This is a genomic window from Alphaproteobacteria bacterium, from assembly GCA_004295055.1.
GTDB lineage: Bacteria > Pseudomonadota > Alphaproteobacteria > SHNJ01 > SHNJ01 > SHNJ01.
In genome coordinates, this window is the sequence record SHNJ01000024.1 from 1 (window position 1) to 16,374 (window position 16,374).

Consider the following 16,374-nt stretch of genomic DNA (forward strand, 5'->3'; position numbering starts at 1 on the left):
GATTTCGCACAATGACAATCCTTGCAACGGATATAAATGCAGCATCATCACAACGGCGGAAAAAAACATAAAATATAAGCGGCTGGCGCGATTTTACGCGCCGCGACATGCGGAATGAAATACAGCGAGATTGCGTTAATGAAAAACGGCTGAAAGGCGATATGGATGTACCCCAGCAACGTCGCTACTTGATTGGCGGGATTGCCGCATTGTCCGATCACCGAATAGGTATAGGCCTGTAACGCTTCCATCAGCGAAAAATAACCAAGGCAGATCCACAAAACCGTCGGCTCTTTTTTATACGCCGCCCATGCGGTTGTGCCTAAACCAACCGCGGCCAATACTGTTGACGCTTCGCCGGACCAACACATGTTTTTTCCACAGAGTTTATTTCATCAAACTTTAACGATAGTTTCTTATATCCGTAATCATACGACTTTAAAAGTCCCGGGTGCTTGTTCTTTATTTTTATATGCAATAATAATGGTAGCTGAGAGAAGACCTTATTCCCCTCAATTAACCACCGCAATGCAACAAATGCGGAAAGTGGACGAGCGCGATCTGCGGGAAAACGAGATTTTACCACGTTTAGACGAGTTGTTCGGGGAAATAAGAGCCGGGTTAAAATCCGGCCGTCACCCCATCCTATTATCGGAACGTTTTTATGGTATCGTCAGCCACAGTCTGGCCGCGGCGCGGATGTTGGCGATGGGATTATGGGAACTGCAAGCCCAGCAAGAACGCGACGATATTTTAATACATGGTACAAACGAAATTGAAACGCCGCCCATGCGGCTGATTTTTGAAATCTCCACCGCCGCCAGGAATATGATCGAAAAAGGATACCCGGCTGATTTAAAGGTAAGAGAGCCGGAAGCGACTTTATTCGCCAATCCCTCTGATGCCGAAATCTATAGCAAATTTATGCTGCGGCTGGACTTGGCCTATAATCATCAATTGCATCAACGCGCGGGTCAATATCTTGCCGCTTTAATTGCCAAAAGGCGGGGCGGGGGAAGATGCCGCTCTTTATCACACGCAGCATAATCATTATATATCAACTAGTTATTGCTAGATCTTCGCCTTTCCATTTTGCTTGCTAAAGATTGGAAAAACTCCTATAAACACCATTCGATTGCGGGAGGGGAGTGCCATCCTCGTATGCACCGCTGAACATTATATATTAGGAGTTAACAATGGCAAAAAAGATTGATGGTTACATCAAGCTGCAGATCGCTGCAGGCAAAGCGAACCCATCTCCTCCGGTGGGTCCGGCGCTCGGTCAAAAGGGCGTGAACATTATGGAGTTCTGCAAAGCATTTAACGCCGCGACGCAAAAAATGGAACCGGGTACTCCAGTTCCCGTGATCATCACCGTTTATTCGGATCGTTCGTTCACGTTCATCACCAAATTGCCGCCAGTATCTTTCTACGTTTTGAAAGAAGCGGGTTTGCAATCGGGTTCGAAAACCCCAGGCCGCGGCTTTGTTGGTAAAATCAAAAAATCGCAAATCAAGAAAATCGCAGAAGCGAAAATGCCGGATCTTAACGCCAACGATGTCGAAGGCGCCATGAACATGATCGCAGGCTCGGCCCGTTCCATGGGCATCGAAGTGGTGGAGGGCTAAGATGGCTGACAAAAAACAAACAACCAAAACCGCAATTCGCCCAGACTTAAAAGGTTACGGCAAACGTTTGCGTAAAGTATACGAAGGCATCAACCGCGAACAACGCTTTGCATTGACCGAAGCTGTAAAGATGGTCAAAGCCGCCGCGAAAGCAAAATTCGTCGAAACCATCGAAGTTTCTTTGAATTGCAATTTGGACACCGCGCAATCGGATCAAACCATGCGCGGCATGGTATCGTTGCCGCATGGCACCGGTAAATCGTTCCGCGTTGCCGTGTTCGCCAAAGGCCCGAAAGCCGAAGAAGCCAAAAAAGCCGGCGCCGAATTTGTTGGCGCGGATGATTTGGCCGAATTGATCAATAAAGGCGAAATGAATTTTGATCGCTGTATCGCAACTCCGGATATGATGGGTGTTGTCGGTAAATTGGGTAAAGTATTGGGTCCAAAAGGCCTGATGCCAAATCCGAAATTGGGCACCGTGACCATGGATGTCGCTGGCGCCGTCGCCGCCGCCAAAGCCGGTCAAGTAGAATTCCGCGCCGAAAAAGCCGGAATCGTTCATGCTGGCGTTGCCAAGGCGAATTTCAGCGAAGCGCAAATCGTGGACAATATCAAAGCGTTCATGGATGCGATCAACAAAGCGAAACCGAGCGGAGCCAGCAAAGGCGCGTTCGTTACCAAAATGACCGTCAGTTCCACGATGGGACCTGGCGTGAAAGTGGATTTAACGTCGCTCGCGGCGTAAAGAATTAGGTGTCAGGTGCCGGGTGTCAGGTATCAGGTTTAAAACCTGGAACCTGGAACCGGAAACCTGGAACCTATAAATACTGTCCAAGACTGCCAGTGTTGCAATGGTTTTTACCAGCGTGACTCAAAGAACTTCGGTTCGCTAGCAATAGACAGGAAAGAAGAATTTTGGACGTGCTGCGTCCGCTCTCCCTTTTCTCCTGGACAGCAATGCCTCGTCGAAGCCCGTAAGGGCGTAGACGGGTTAAGGTGGTTCGTTATGGCGTGTTGCCATGATGGGCTGTGTTTTAACAATAAACGGAGAAATACCGTGAATAGAGACCAAAAAGCACAATTGGTTCAAGACGTCCAAGCCGATGCAAAAGACGCTGCCTTGATGGTAGTCGTACATATGTCCGGCCTGAGCGCATCGGAAACCGCTTCTTTGCGTCGCAAATCCGTGTCTAACAAAGTGAATCTGCGCGTGGTGAAAAACCGCCTCGCCAAATTGGCTTTCAAAGGCACCCAGTACGAGTCCTTGATCGATTTGATGAAGGGCCCGACGGCACTCGCTTATTCCGCCGATCCCGTTGCTGCTGCCAAAGTTGTTGCTGAATTCGGCAACGATAATGACAAGCTGCAAATCGTGGGCGGCGCGATGGGTGACAAAACATTGTCGAAAGACGCTGTTTTGGCGCTATCGAAATTGCCAGGCATTAATGAATTGCGTGGCAAGTTGGTCGGATTGTTGCAAGCCCCAGCGACGAAAATCGCTTGCGTGGTTCAAGCACCAGCCGGTCAATTGGCGCGGGTATTTGGCGCATATGGAAATAAGGCTTAGGGTTTTGGGTAATGGGTTCCGGGTTTTGGAATTAAAATTTTCCTAAACCCAAACCCCAAACCCCAATGCCCAGTAATTAACTAGGAGAACTAACATGACTGACTTGAATAAAATCGTAGACGAATTGTCCAAACTGACCGTTTTGGAAGCTGCTGAATTGTCGAAAATGCTCGAAGAAAAATGGGGCGTTTCGGCTGCTGCTCCGGTTGCTGTTGCCGCTGCTGGCGGCGCCGCTGCTGGTGCTGCTCCGGCTGCTGAGAAAACCGAATTCACCATTTTCTTGGCCGCTTCCGGCGACAAGAAAATCGAAGTGATCAAAGAAGTTCGCGCGATCACCGGCCTTGGCTTGAAAGAAGCCAAAGACCTGGTCGAAGGCGCACCGAAAGTGGTCAAAGAAGGCGTTGGCAAAGAAGATGCGGAAAAAGCGAAAAAAGCTTTGGAAGCAGCAGGCGCCAAAGTCGAATTGAAGTAGTTTGCCTTTCGCAAACTATCCCGAGCGTTATGCGCGAGGGATCTCCTGGCAACGGGAGCAATCGTTTAAAAAGGCAGCTTCGGCTGCCTTTTTTTATGGATTTAAAAGGGTAATTTAATAAGTATTGATTTTTATCATCATTAAAGATACAAGCTTGAAAATAATAAAATAAAAAGGTGATATATGAAACCAGTACGGGCTGATGCGAACACCAGATTTTTGGCAAGCGTGTCATCGCAAATCGATCAATTCCGCGATAGGGGGGAATGTCAAAGGATTTTTTGATTTAATCCGTTCCGCCGCACAAGCCGGCGCGTCGCGGGAAACTCTGCGCGACATAGTATTTGCCGGAATTGATACAGTTCAGGATGTATTGGATGCTCTTTATCAGCAGCCAAATCAAGCTTCGGAATTTCAAAATCAGCTGAATAATCAAAAAGTAAACACTATTATCCAAGCACGTAAATTATTGGAACTCGGCCACCGTTGTTTCGGCGCGGAATTTAATCATGAAAAACCGCGCGCTTTGGCTTTTCGTTTGGCGGATATTTTTGCAAATCCAAATTTGCATCCACGATCTTATGATATAGATGGAATGGACCATCCTTATTTTTCCGTTGGCGCTTATGGGTGCATGTTTGTTGGAATAGAAGGATATCAAGCAAAGAATTTAGAAAGCTTGGGCGTTTGCCTGATTCGTTTTGGCGAAGAAGGGCGCAGAAAATTTTGCGATGCTATTTTACCATTCGCAAAGCCGAGAACCAGTGCACTGATTATCCATGACCAAGTCGCGGCAGGCGGGTACTATAGCTATGATCAGGTAACTCGCGTGCAATTTCATACGGCGGAAACCGGACTTACGCGCAGGCAAAGATTCTGGAATTGGGTAGGGGCTCGTGGTCACGCTCTGCGTCTTGGTTATGTGGGCGGTCGGGGTGCAAGGGCATAAATACTAACCCCTTTTCTATATGCTAATTTATTTTTAGGTTTCTGATTGCTATAGTTCGGTATGTTCGAACTCACCACCGACATTCTTATGCTTTTATTCGCCACAGCTTTGGCGGCATCGACCATCGATGCGATGGCGGGTGGGGGCGGGCTGCTCACAATTCCAGTATTGATGACGACCGGCATTCCGCCGCACATGGTCCTGGGCACCAACAAAATGCAGGCGATTTGCGGCACGTCGGTTGCCACATGGCGATATGCGCGCCAGGGACTGATCAATTGGAAATCGATTCGCCCGGCGGTGATCGCGGCGTTGCTGGGTTCGGCATTGGGCACGATTGTGGTGCAACAAATATCCGCCGATTTTTTAAAACCGCTGGTGCCGTTTTTATTGATGGCGATGGCGTTGTATTTTTTATTGTCGCCCCGCCTGTCGGACCAAGACAGCCATGCGCGCATCGGCATGATGACATTCGCCGCGACTTTCGCCTTCGGCATCGCATTTTATGACGGGTTTTTTGGCCCCGGCGCGGGATCGTTTTACACCGCATCCTTGCTGGCATTTTTGGGCATGAATTTACAGCGCGCTACCGCCAACACCAAATTGCTGAACCTATCCAGCAATATGGGATCGTTGGCGATGTTTATTCTGGGCGGGAAAGTGATCTGGCTTGTGGCGGCGGTGATGATTCCAGGACAAATAATCGGCGGGTATTGCGGCGCGCATTTGGCCATGCGTCATGGCGCCAAATTGATCAAACCGGTTTTGGTGGTTGTTTCGTTGGCGCTAAGCGCGAAATTATTATGGGCGCAGTTTGGCGGATAAATTATTTACCCGGATTGCCTTGATTGCCGCCAGCAAGACTTAGAACCGTTTCAGTGCTCACTGTTTGACGAGCAGGTCTTTGTAAACCGGCCATCATCGCATCTACCTCGGCGCCTTTACCGCGATTGCGCAAACCAAACGCAGCATGGTTATCCGCGTTCAATAAAATCTGTGCGCGCAATTCTGGGGGCATTGCGCCAATTAGTGCGGTCATTTCATTTAATTTATCGGTGCGCGCAAAAGCCGTAACGACATTATGTCCGGCCAAAATTCCGGCTTGTTCTGCCGGTGGTTTGGTTAATAATTCTGACCATAATGCATTAGTTTGTGGCTGCCCGGGGATTTTGGGTGCTTTAGTTATTTTATGACCATCGGCTACATCACCTGTATGTCCTCTTCCTTCATTCCAAATGGCGTGCGAAATTTGATCTGGTTTTAAACCACCTAATGATATCGTCATACCTCTGTACCCCTTTTTAATTGCTTATCCATTAATATTTATATCCTTTTAAGATATAATAATCAAGACACAAGTTTATAAGCCAATAATACCAGCGGATAAACCCACTATTCACCTTGACTATTCCGAACCCGGTACTAATTTAGTTTCATTAGTTAGTGTATTTTTGATATCATATTGAAATATTATTACGGTATGACCGCAAAGATTATACTAGCCAAGTCCTTATAAATTCGCTATAAAATCACCTCTTTTGCCCGGGACGGTAGTACCGCTCCGTGGCATGCTGTTTTTTATACGAGGGAAATTATGACGCAAAAAAATTCGCCATGGCAGGTTTTTTCTATCTTCAACGTAAATTATCCCTCTGATTTTTTTGAATACTCGGTCAATTAATTTTTAATTTTCGCATCCCACCCGGGAATTGCGCGTAACCCTTTTTGCAAGGACAGGAGCAGATCGCAATGAAAGCATCAAACTTGGCTTTATCATTTGCCCAACGTAAACGAATTCGCAAATCCTTCGGCCGTATCGCCGAAGTTGCCGCGATGCCAAACTTAATCGAGGTGCAAAAAACTTCGTACGATAATTTCTTACAAATTTATACCCGCGCTGAGCAGCGCACCGACACCGGCTTGCAGGCCGTGTTTAAATCGGTATTTCCGATTTCCGATTTTGCCGGAAATTCGCAAATGGAATTCGTGAAATACGAATTGGAAGATCCGAAATATGACACCGACGAATGCCGTCAACGCGGTTTGACCTTCGCCGCTCCGTTAAAAGTAACCTTGCGTTTGGTGGTGTGGGATGTCGATGCCGACACCGGCGCGAAATCGATTCGCGACATCAAAGAACAAGATGTGTATTTCGGCGACATGCCATTGATGACTTCGAACGGCACGTTCATCATCAACGGAACGGAACGCGTTATCGTATCGCAAATGCACCGCAGCCCTGGCGTGTTCTTCGATCACGACAAAGGCAAAACTCATATCAGCGGAAAATTCCTGTACAACGCCCGCGTTATTCCTTATCGCGGCTCGTGGCTGGATTTCGAATTCGATGCCAAAGACATTATGTATGTGCGCATCGACCGCAAACGCAAATTGCCGGCGACCACTTTGTTGATGGCGCTGGATTCCGATGAAACCGCGCAGCGCCGCGCGCAAGCCGCGAATGTCGGCGAAAAGCTGGAGCCAAGCGAAGCGCAAGGCATGTCGAAAGAAGAAATGCTGGCCGCGTTTTACGGCAAGCTGACATTCAAACGCGCCGAATCGGGCTGGAAAACTCCGTTCCAACCGGAATTTTTGTATGGCCATAAATTGGCATTCGATTTATTGAATGCCGATGGCGGCAAAGTTGTTGCCGAAGCTGGCGCAAAAATGACGCCGCGTTTGGGCAAAAAATTGCAAGCCGACGGTTTGAAAGACCGTTTGGTAACCGAAGAAGAATTGGTAGGTTATTTCGTTGCGGTTGATATGATCAACAACGAAACCGGCGAAGTATTGTGCGAAGCGGGCGATGAAATCACCTCTGCCTTGCTAAAACAATTCGACAAATTGAATATCAAGGAAGTAAAAGTATTGGCAATCGACGGCGTAAACGTTGGTCCATATTTGCGCAACACTTTGGCGGTTGATAAAAACTTCAACCGCGAAGACGCGTTGCTCGATATCTATCGCGTTATGCGCCCCGGCGAGCCGCCAACATTGGAAGCGGCAGATGCCTTGTTCCAAAGCCTGTTCTTTGACTTGGAGCGGTATGATTTATCGGCGGTGGGCCGCGTGAAAATGAACTCGCGCCTCAGCTTTGAAACCGAAGATCAAGTTCGCGTCTTGCGCAAAGAAGATATCCTAACCATCTTGAAAACCCTGCATGATTTGAAACATTCGGGCGGCATGGGCGACGATATCGACAATTTGGGCAACCGCCGCGTTCGTTCGGTTGGCGAATTGCTGGAAAACCAATATCGCATCGGCTTGCTGCGTATGGAACGCGCCATCCGCGAACGTATGAGCAGTGTTGAAATCGACACCGTTATGCCGAACGATCTGATTAACGCGAAACCGGCCGCGGCGGCCGTTCGCGAATTCTTCGGATCTTCGCAATTGTCGCAATTTATGGATCAAACCAATCCGTTGTCGGAAATTACGCACAAGCGCCGTTTATCGGCCCTTGGACCGGGCGGTTTGACCCGCGAACGGGCAGGATTCGAAGTCCGTGACGTTCACCCAACCCATTATGGCCGTATCTGTCCGATCGAAACGCCGGAAGGTCCGAACATCGGGTTGATCAACTCGCTGGCGACTTATGCGCGCATCAACCAATACGGCTTTATCGAAAGCCCGTACCGCAAAGTGGTGAATGGCCGCGTGACCAATGAAGTGGTTTATTTGTCCGCCAGCCAGGAAGAAAGATACACCGTCGCGCAGGCGAACGCCGAATTGAATGACAAAGGCGAATTCGTTGCCGATTTGATTTCCTGCCGCAAGGGTGGCGACTTTATGTTGTCCCGTCCGCAAGACATCGAAATGATGGACGTATCGCCAAAACAATTGGTGTCGGTTGCTGCCGCATTGATTCCATTCTTGGAAAATGACGACGCTAACCGTGCGCTGATGGGATCGAACATGCAACGTCAGGCTGTGCCTTTGTTGCGTTCCGAGGCGCCACTGGTGGGCACCGGCATGGAAGAAACCGTTGCTAGAGATTCGGGTGCGACCATTGTTGCGCGCCGTACCGGCGTTGTCGACCAGGTCGAAGGCAACCGTATCGTTGTCCGCGTGACCGATCAAACCAAAGCCGACAGCCCAGGCGTCGACATTTACAATTTGCTGAAATTCCAACGTTCCAACCAATCGACCTGCATCAACCAGCGTCCTATCGTCAAAGTGGGCGACGTGATCAAGGCTGGCGATGTGATCGGCGACGGTCCATCCACCAATTTGGGTGAATTGGCGCTCGGCCGTAACGCGCTGGTCGCGTTCATGCCTTGGAACGGTTACAATTTCGAAGATTCTATCTTGATTTCCGAACGCATCGTGCGCGACGACGTATTTACTTCGATCCATATCGAAGAATTCGAAGTTATGGCGCGCGATACCAAATTGGGCCAAGAAGAAATCACCCGCGATATTCCAAACGTCGGTGAAGAATCTTTGCGCAATCTGGACGAAGCCGGAATCATTTATATCGGCGCTGAAGTAAAAGCGGGCGATATTTTGGTCGGTAAAGTAACGCCGAAAGGTGAATCGCCAATGACGCCGGAAGAAAAATTGCTCCGCGCGATCTTCGGTGAAAAAGCCTCTGACGTGCGCGATACATCGTTGCGCGTGCCGCCAGGCATTTCCGGAACCATCGTCGAAGTACGCGTGTTTTCACGCCGTGGCGTTGACAAAGACGAACGCGCGCTTTCGATTGAACGTCAAGAGATCGCAAGATTGGCGAAAGACCGTGACGACGAACGCGCAATTTTGGAACGCAGCTTCATCGCCCGTCTGAAAGTGTTGATGGCGGACCAGGATGTTTCCAGCGCACCAAAAGACGCACCCGTGAAAAAAGGCGAGAAATTGGCCGAATCGATCTTGGCCAATATTCCAAACCATTTATTGCGCCAAATCACCATCAGTGACGATGGCCAGATGGATCACATCGAAGCGTTGAAGAAACAATTCGATGAATCGGTACGCCAATTGCAAGCGCGTTTCGACGACAAAGTTGAAAAATTGCAGCGCGGCGACGAATTGCCGCCAGGCGTCATGAAAATGGTCAAAGTATTCGTGGCGGTAAAACGCAAATTGCAGCCCGGCGATAAAATGGCCGGACGTCACGGCAACAAGGGTGTTATTTCCAATATCGTTCCAGTCGAAGACATGCCAATGTTGGAAGACGGCACGTCGGTCGACATCGTTCTGAACCCGTTGGGCGTTCCTTCGCGGATGAACGTGGGTCAGATTTTGGAAACGCATTTGGGTTGGGCATCGGCCGGTATTGGCCGTCAGATTGGTCAAATGATCCAATCGATCCAACAAAAAGCCGCGAACACCAACAATTTGAAAGACAAATTGAAAGACGTTTATGGCGAGGAAATGTACAAAAACATTTCTAAGATGAACGAAAACGAAGTGCTTGAATTGGCTGGCAACTTGCAGGCGGGCGTACCGCTGGCAACGCCGGTATTCGATGGCGCCAGCGAAGACGATATCACCGATGCTTTGACCAAAGCGGGCTTAAGCACGTCTGGTCAGGTCACCTTGTATGATGGCCGCACCGGCGAAAAATTCGCGCGGAACGTCACCGTCGGTTACATGTACTTGTTGAAATTACACCACTTGGTCGACGATAAAATTCACGCCCGTTCGATCGGTCCGTACTCGCTTGTTACCCAGCAGCCGCTGGGCGGTAAGGCGCAGTTCGGCGGTCAGCGTTTCGGGGAGATGGAAGTCTGGGCCTTGCAAGCATACGGCGCAGCCTACACCTTGCAGGAAATGCTCACCGTCAAATCGGACGACGTTTCGGGCCGTACCAAAGTGTACGAAGCGATCGTGCGTGGCGACGACAATTTCGAAGCCGGTATTCCGGAATCGTTCAACGTTTTGGTCAAGGAGATCAAATCTCTGGGCCTCAACGTCGATCTGCAACAAACGGATGAATAATTATCACCCCTCCCACTGACGGGAGGGGACAGGATTTTTGGAGAACAAAATGAACCAGTTGATGAATCTGTTCAATCAAAACACCGGCCCGCAAAGTTTCGATCAATTGCGGATCTCGATTGCATCGCCGGATCAAATCCGCGCCTGGTCGCACGGCGAAATCAAAAAGCCGGAAACCATCAATTACCGTACCTTCAAACCGGAACGCGACGGTTTGTTCTGCGCCCGTATTTTCGGCCCGATCAAGGATTACGAATGTCTGTGCGGCAAATATAAGCGCATGAAATATCGCGGTATCGTTTGCGAAAAATGCGGCGTCGAAGTTACGCTGACCAAAGTTCGCCGCGACCGCATGGGCCATATCGAATTGGCTGCGCCGGTTGCGCATATCTGGTTCATGAAATCGGTTCCATCGCGTATCGGCTTGTTGCTCGATATGACCTTGCGGGAACTGGAAAAAGTTTTGTATTTCGAATCATACTTGGTCACCGAACCTGGCATGACCAGCTTGAAACGCAATCAATTGCTGTCCGAAGAAGATTATATCAAGGCGCAAGACGAATTCGGCGACAATTTCACCGCGCAAATCGGCGCGGAAGCGATTAAATCGCTGTTGCTGGCTCTGAATTTGGAAGAATTGCAAACCACATTGCGCGAAGAATTGCGCGACACCAATTCCGAAGCCAAACGCAAGAAATTGGTAAAACGGTTGAAAACCGTCGATGCGTTCATCGCATCGCACACCAAGCCGGAATGGATGGTCATGGATGTGATTCCGGTCATTCCACCAGAATTGCGCCCATTGGTGCCATTGGATGGCGGCCGTTTCGCGACATCCGATTTGAACGATTTATATCGCCGCGTCATCAACCGGAACAACCGTTTGAAACGCCTGATCGAATTGCGCGCGCCAGACATTATCGTGCGTAACGAAAAACGTATGTTGCAAGAATCGGTGGACGCGTTGTTCGACAACGGCCGCCGTGGCCGCGTCATCCAAGGCGCCAACAAACGTCCATTGAAATCCTTGTCCGACATGTTAAAGGGCAAACAAGGCCGTTTCCGCCAAAACTTGCTTGGAAAACGCGTCGATTATTCCGGCCGTTCGGTTATCGTCGTGGGTCCGGAATTGAAATTGCATCAATGCGGCTTGCCAAAGAAAATGGCGCTGGAATTGTTCAAACCGTTCATTTACGCGAAATTGGAATTGTACGGCATGGCATCCACCATCAAGGCGGCAAAACGCATGGTGGAAAAAGAACGTCCCGAAGTCTGGGATATTCTGGAAGAAGTTATCCGCGAACACCCGGTTTTGCTGAATCGCGCGCCGACTTTGCACCGTTTGGGCGTACAGGCGTTCGAACCGGTATTGATCGAAGGCAAGGCGATCCAATTGCACCCATTGGTATGTACCGCGTTTAACGCCGACTTTGACGGCGACCAAATGGCGGTTCACGTGCCGTTATCGCTGGAATCCCAATTGGAATCACGCGTTCTGATGATGTCGACCAACAACGTGTTGTCGCCAGCCAACGGAAAACCGATCATCGTTCCAACCCAAGATATCGTTTTGGGTATCTATTATTTGACGCTGATGCGCGAAGGTTTGCCGGGCGAAGGAAAATATTTCGTCAATATCGGCGAAATCGAACATGCGTTGGAACACAACGTCATTCACTTGCACAGCAAAATTTTGACCCGTTTTGAAACCGTCGATAAAGACGGCAACAAAATCATTCAGCGCGTGGAAACCACCGCTGGCCGTATTTTGCTCGGATCGTTATTGCCGAAACATGTCGATGTTCCATTCAGCCTGGTCAACCGCTTGTTGACCAAAAAGGACATCTCCAGCGTTATCGACACGGTATACCGTTATTGCGGCCAAAAAGCCTCGGTCATTTTCTGCGATAAAATGATGGGCCTTGGATTCAAGCATGCGTGCAAAGCCGGCTTGTCGTTCGGTAAAGACGACCTCGTGATCCCAGAAGCGAAAGAAAAATTGATCGCCGACGCGGAAACCAAGGTTAAAGAATACGAACAGCAATATCTGGACGGTTTTATCACCCAGCGTGAGAAATATAACAAAGTGGTCGACTTGTGGTCGGATTGCACCGATCGCGTCGCGGAAGAAATGATGAAAAAAATCTCCGCCACGCCAAAAGGTCTCGAACCAAACGCGGTTTACATGATGGCCCATTCCGGTGCGCGTGGTTCCGCTGCGCAGATTAAGCAGTTGGCCGGTATGCGCGGTTTGATGGCAAAACCATCGGGCGAAATTATCGAAACACCGATTATTTCGAACTTTAAAGAAGGTTTGACCGTTCTTGAATACTTTAACTCGACCCACGGCGCGCGTAAGGGCTTGGCCGATACCGCATTGAAAACAGCGAACTCGGGTTACTTGACCCGCCGCTTGGTCGACGTATCGCAAGATTTGATCATCACCGTAGACGATTGCGGCACCGAAAAAGGCTTGACCTTGCGTGCGGTTGTCGAAGGCGGCGATGTGATCGAACCTTTGGCCGATCGTATTCTGGGCCGTTCGGCCGCGGAAGACATCGTTCATCCAAAAACCAAGGAAGTGATCGTTAAATCCGGCGATATGATCCAGGAATTGCAAGTGGAAGCGGTTGAAAAAGCCGCGATCGATTCTGTTAAGATTCGTTCGGTTCTGACCTGCGAAACCAAAAACGGAGTTTGCGGCAAATGTTATGGCCGCGATCTGGCCCGTGGTACCAAGGTCAATATCGGCGAAGCAGTCGGCGTTATCGCCGCGCAATCGATCGGTGAACCTGGTACACAGTTGACCATGCGTACATTCCACATCGGCGGCGCCGCGCAGCGTGGCGCGGAACAATCGAACGTCGAAGCGACCGTGGACTCAACCTTGAAAATCAACAATAAAAACCTGGTTGAAAACCGCGATGGTTTGTCGATCGTCATGGCCCGCAATTCCGAATTGGTATTGATGGATGCCGATGGCCGCGAACGCGCCCGCCACAAAGTGCCTTATGGCGCGAAATTGCTGGCCAAAGACGGCGCATCCGTGAAAAAAGGTCAAAAATTGGCGGAATGGGATCCATATACCTTGCCAATTATCACTGAACTCGAAGGCGTCGTGCATTATGTCGACCTGCAAGAAGGCGTGTCGATCCGCGAAGTCGTGGACGAAGCGACCGGCATTTCTTCCAAAGTGGTGGTTGACTGGCGCCAGACTCCAAAAGGCGATTCGCTTCGCCCAATGGTAGTGTTGCGCGATAAGAAAGGCAAAGTTCTGACCATGTCGAACGGCGCCGAAGCGCGTTACTTCTTGCCAGTGGATGCGGTTCTGTCGGTGGACAACAATTCCGAAGTCCGGGCCGGCGATGTAATCGCCCGCATTCCGCGCGATACGATCAAAACTCGCGACATTACCGGCGGTTTGCCGCGTGTTGCCGAATTGTTCGAAGCGCGCAAGCCGAAAGACTACTCGATCATTTCCGAAACCGAAGGCCGCGTGGTGTTCGGCAAGGATGCGAAAACCAAACGCCGCATTTTGATTCAACCGAACGACGGTTCGGATCCGGTGGAATATGTTGTTCCAAAGGGCCGTCACGTCGCGGTTCAAGAAGGCGATTTCGTACAAAAAGGCGATCTATTGCTCGATGGAAACCCGGTTCCGCACGATATTTTGGCGGTTATGGGCGTCGAAGCTTTGGCTGCGTACTTGGTACAGGAAGTCCAAGCGGTTTACCGTTTGCAAGGCGTTAAAATCAACGACAAGCATATCGAAGTAATCGTGCGCAACATGTTGCAAAAAGTCGAAATCACCGATCCGGGCGATACGACCTTCCTGACCGGCGAGCAAGTCGACCGCGAGGAATTCGAACAGGAAAATACCACTGCTATGAAAAATGGCGGCCGCGCCGCGAAATACCGCGCGGTTTTGATGGGTATTACCAAAGCCAGCTTGCAGACCCGTTCGTTCATTTCGGCGGCATCGTTCCAAGAAACGACCCGCGTTCTGACCGATGCGGCGATCAACGGCAAGATCGACACGTTGCAAGGTTTGAAAGAAAACGTGATCGTCGGCCGTTTGATTCCGGCCGGTACGGGCGCCTATGTCAACCGTCTGCGCCATGTGGCGAAAGACCGCGACAAGGAAATCGCCCCATCCGATACCACCACGGTGGCCGTGATCGAAGCGGGCGCGATTGCCAACGAAGACGAAGGCAAGGCGGACAAAAAACCGCGCCGCCGCGCCGCGAATGCCGGATAAGCATTGATCCGATTCTATGAAAAACCCCGCCATTGGCGGGGTTTTTTATTGCTGATATATTTGTTGATTTACAGGGTATGAACCTTATAATTTCGTCATCGATATAAATGATTAATGGAGTGGACGATATGGTAGCGGCAAATAACCTAAGAATGCAGAGAGAGACCGATAAAGCGACTGCGGCACAAATCGAAGGTTTGTGGTTCGATATTGCAAGGTTACAAAAAGCATTTGAATGGGATGCTATACAACAGAAATTGATCCGTGTTGTCGAACGGGCCGGCGACTTTTCCAACCCATCGCGCCGCTTGGTTGAAATTGAGAAGGCGATTGCCGCATCTCCGCTTATTCCCGGAAAAGTTGCGGAAGCCGCTGTTGGTCCATGGAAAAAACATGTAGCGGAATTGCCTACTGCGGAAGCCAAAGTAGAAGCCGCAAAGCGGGCTTTTAAAGTACGGTACGCATCATCCTATATGAAATGGGCCGCCAGCAGGGTAATTCTTGAAAATGTGCCGATGTTGCAAACCGGTGAAGAAAAATATAGTGCGCTGTGCGCCGGTTCCGGTCATTGCCCAACAGAAGAATTGCGCCATCAATATGCCCGCGAATTATTGGCGTTGGCGACTATTTTCACCGACCCTAAAAGCCGGCTTTCTGCTGCCTATGTGGCAGTAAATACGGTCAGCAGGCCATGCCAAGCTGAATTTGACTTTAGTTTAGTCGCCAGAACGATAGGGGAAATGGGCGCTGAAGTTGTTTTGGCCAATATCAACACGCTTAAACCCGAACGGCGGGTAGATGTTCTGAATCAAGTCGCTTGTTGTGTTGACCATCGGTCGCACGTTGGTAAAAGAGTCCTAACACGGCATCGCTGGTTAAAAGACAGATTGGGTCGCCAAGCAGCCCGCTAATCCGCAGGAATAGAAATAATACAAAACCCGGCCTAAAAGCCGGGTTTTGTATTTGCTTGCGATAGTGTGCAAACGGCTTGCGACGACATTCATAATTCTGTCACAAAACCTGGTTTTTGTTATTTGCCAATGGAATATAGGGAATTGCGCTTTTATTTGGCGGGTCCATACTATGCCTACTACCAAGAGCCCATTCGGGCTGTTCCAACAACCAATTGGAGAAGGAGTAAATCATGCAAAAACTAACCTACGATCAATTTACCAAAACCCGGACCAATCCTGGCACCACGGTGATTAATGTCTTGACCGCCGAACAATACAAGCAAGCCAGCATTCCGGGATCGACCAATATTCCATGGAAAGACAATCCCAATTTCGCCACCACTGTGGAGAAAACCACTGGCGGAAAGGATAAGCCGACCATTCTGTATTGCGCCAGCGCTGCTTGCACCGCATCCGCCGATGCCGCAAAGACCCTCGAAACCAAAGGGTTCACCAAAGTTTCGGTGTATGAAGGCGGAATGCAGGAATGGACCGCGAAAACCACGGGCACCACCACTGGCACAACGACCACTGGTACCAAGACCGGTACTACTAAGACCGGGAAAACCCAGGCGGCTTAGATTTATGCCATGCTGCAAAAACCCCG

Annotated in this window: 13 protein-coding genes; 11 read left to right on the forward strand and 2 right to left on the reverse strand. The window is 49.8% G+C overall.

Going from position 1 to position 16,374, the window contains the following annotated elements; genetic code table 11:
* Positions 1 to 47: 47 nt before the first annotated feature.
* Positions 48 to 371, reverse strand: a complete 324-nt coding sequence (locus EYC62_05700; protein TAH33998.1) for a hypothetical protein — start codon at positions 369 to 371, stop codon at positions 48 to 50.
* 112 nt (positions 372 to 483) lie between these two features.
* Between EYC62_05700 and EYC62_05705 the strand changes: the two genes are divergently transcribed.
* From EYC62_05705 to EYC62_05735, 7 genes are all read left to right on the forward strand, one after another.
* Positions 484 to 1,047 carry a hypothetical protein gene (locus tag EYC62_05705; GenBank protein ID TAH33999.1) on the forward strand — a complete coding sequence of 188 codons (564 nt, stop codon included), beginning with the start codon at positions 484 to 486 and terminating at the stop codon, positions 1,045 to 1,047.
* A 149-nt stretch (positions 1,048 to 1,196) separates the two neighbouring features.
* Positions 1,197 to 1,628 (forward strand): 50S ribosomal protein L11, encoded by a 432-nt coding sequence (rplK, locus tag EYC62_05710; protein ID TAH34000.1) that lies wholly within the window; start codon positions 1,197 to 1,199, stop codon positions 1,626 to 1,628.
* Between the two features lies 1 nt (position 1,629).
* A complete protein-coding gene (locus EYC62_05715; GenBank protein ID TAH34001.1) occupies positions 1,630 to 2,373 on the forward strand; it encodes a 50S ribosomal protein L1 in 744 nt (247 codons plus the stop codon).
* Between the two features lie 312 nt (positions 2,374 to 2,685).
* On the forward strand, positions 2,686 to 3,195 hold the full coding sequence (locus tag EYC62_05720) for a 50S ribosomal protein L10 (GenBank protein TAH34002.1): 510 nt from the start codon (positions 2,686 to 2,688) through the stop codon (positions 3,193 to 3,195).
* A gap of 94 nt (positions 3,196 to 3,289) precedes the next feature.
* Entirely contained in the window at positions 3,290 to 3,667 is a 378-nt protein-coding gene (locus EYC62_05725) for a 50S ribosomal protein L7/L12 (protein TAH34003.1), read from the forward strand.
* 202 nt (positions 3,668 to 3,869) lie between these two features.
* The gene (locus tag EYC62_05730) at positions 3,870 to 4,616 is read left to right on the forward strand and encodes a hypothetical protein (protein TAH34004.1); all 747 of its coding nucleotides are present in this window, start codon (positions 3,870 to 3,872) and stop codon (positions 4,614 to 4,616) included.
* A 60-nt stretch (positions 4,617 to 4,676) separates the two neighbouring features.
* Positions 4,677 to 5,441 (forward strand): hypothetical protein, encoded by a 765-nt coding sequence (locus EYC62_05735; protein TAH34005.1) that lies wholly within the window; start codon positions 4,677 to 4,679, stop codon positions 5,439 to 5,441.
* A gap of 1 nt (position 5,442) precedes the next feature.
* On the opposite strand, the gene EYC62_05740 is transcribed toward EYC62_05735, so the two are convergent.
* Entirely contained in the window at positions 5,443 to 5,901 is a 459-nt protein-coding gene (locus EYC62_05740; protein TAH34006.1) for a hypothetical protein, read from the reverse strand.
* Between the two features lie 479 nt (positions 5,902 to 6,380).
* On the opposite strand from EYC62_05740, the gene rpoB reads away from it, so the two are divergent.
* From rpoB to EYC62_05760, 4 genes are all read left to right on the forward strand, one after another.
* Positions 6,381 to 10,556 (forward strand): DNA-directed RNA polymerase subunit beta, encoded by a 4,176-nt coding sequence (rpoB, locus tag EYC62_05745; protein TAH34042.1) that lies wholly within the window; start codon positions 6,381 to 6,383, stop codon positions 10,554 to 10,556.
* Between the two features lie 49 nt (positions 10,557 to 10,605).
* A complete protein-coding gene (gene rpoC / locus EYC62_05750; protein TAH34007.1) occupies positions 10,606 to 14,814 on the forward strand; it encodes a DNA-directed RNA polymerase subunit beta' in 4,209 nt (1,402 codons plus the stop codon).
* Positions 14,815 to 14,942: 128 nt separating this feature from the next.
* Entirely contained in the window at positions 14,943 to 15,725 is a 783-nt protein-coding gene (locus EYC62_05755; GenBank protein TAH34008.1) for a hypothetical protein, read from the forward strand.
* Positions 15,726 to 15,958: 233 nt separating this feature from the next.
* Positions 15,959 to 16,348, forward strand: a complete 390-nt coding sequence (locus EYC62_05760; protein ID TAH34009.1) for a rhodanese-like domain-containing protein — start codon at positions 15,959 to 15,961, stop codon at positions 16,346 to 16,348.
* Positions 16,349 to 16,374: the final 26 nt, after the last annotated feature.

What these genes read in the sequence shown, in the direction of transcription:
- EYC62_05700 (TAH33998.1), bottom strand. Translation starts at nt 371, where the DNA reads ATGTGTTGGTCCGGCGAAGCGTCAACAGTATTGGCCGCGGTTGGTTTA.
- EYC62_05705 (TAH33999.1), top strand. Translation starts at nt 484, where the DNA reads ATGGTAGCTGAGAGAAGACCTTATTCCCCTCAATTAACCACCGCAATG.
- rplK (TAH34000.1), top strand. Translation starts at nt 1,197, where the DNA reads ATGGCAAAAAAGATTGATGGTTACATCAAGCTGCAGATCGCTGCAGGC.
- EYC62_05715 (TAH34001.1), top strand. Translation starts at nt 1,630, where the DNA reads ATGGCTGACAAAAAACAAACAACCAAAACCGCAATTCGCCCAGACTTA.
- EYC62_05725 (TAH34003.1), top strand. Translation starts at nt 3,290, where the DNA reads ATGACTGACTTGAATAAAATCGTAGACGAATTGTCCAAACTGACCGTT.
- EYC62_05730 (TAH34004.1), top strand. Translation starts at nt 3,870, where the DNA reads ATGCGAACACCAGATTTTTGGCAAGCGTGTCATCGCAAATCGATCAAT.
- EYC62_05735 (TAH34005.1), top strand. Translation starts at nt 4,677, where the DNA reads ATGTTCGAACTCACCACCGACATTCTTATGCTTTTATTCGCCACAGCT.
- EYC62_05740 (TAH34006.1), bottom strand. Translation starts at nt 5,901, where the DNA reads ATGACGATATCATTAGGTGGTTTAAAACCAGATCAAATTTCGCACGCC.
- rpoC (TAH34007.1), top strand. Translation starts at nt 10,606, where the DNA reads ATGAACCAGTTGATGAATCTGTTCAATCAAAACACCGGCCCGCAAAGT.
- EYC62_05755 (TAH34008.1), top strand. Translation starts at nt 14,943, where the DNA reads ATGGTAGCGGCAAATAACCTAAGAATGCAGAGAGAGACCGATAAAGCG.
- EYC62_05760 (TAH34009.1), top strand. Translation starts at nt 15,959, where the DNA reads ATGCAAAAACTAACCTACGATCAATTTACCAAAACCCGGACCAATCCT.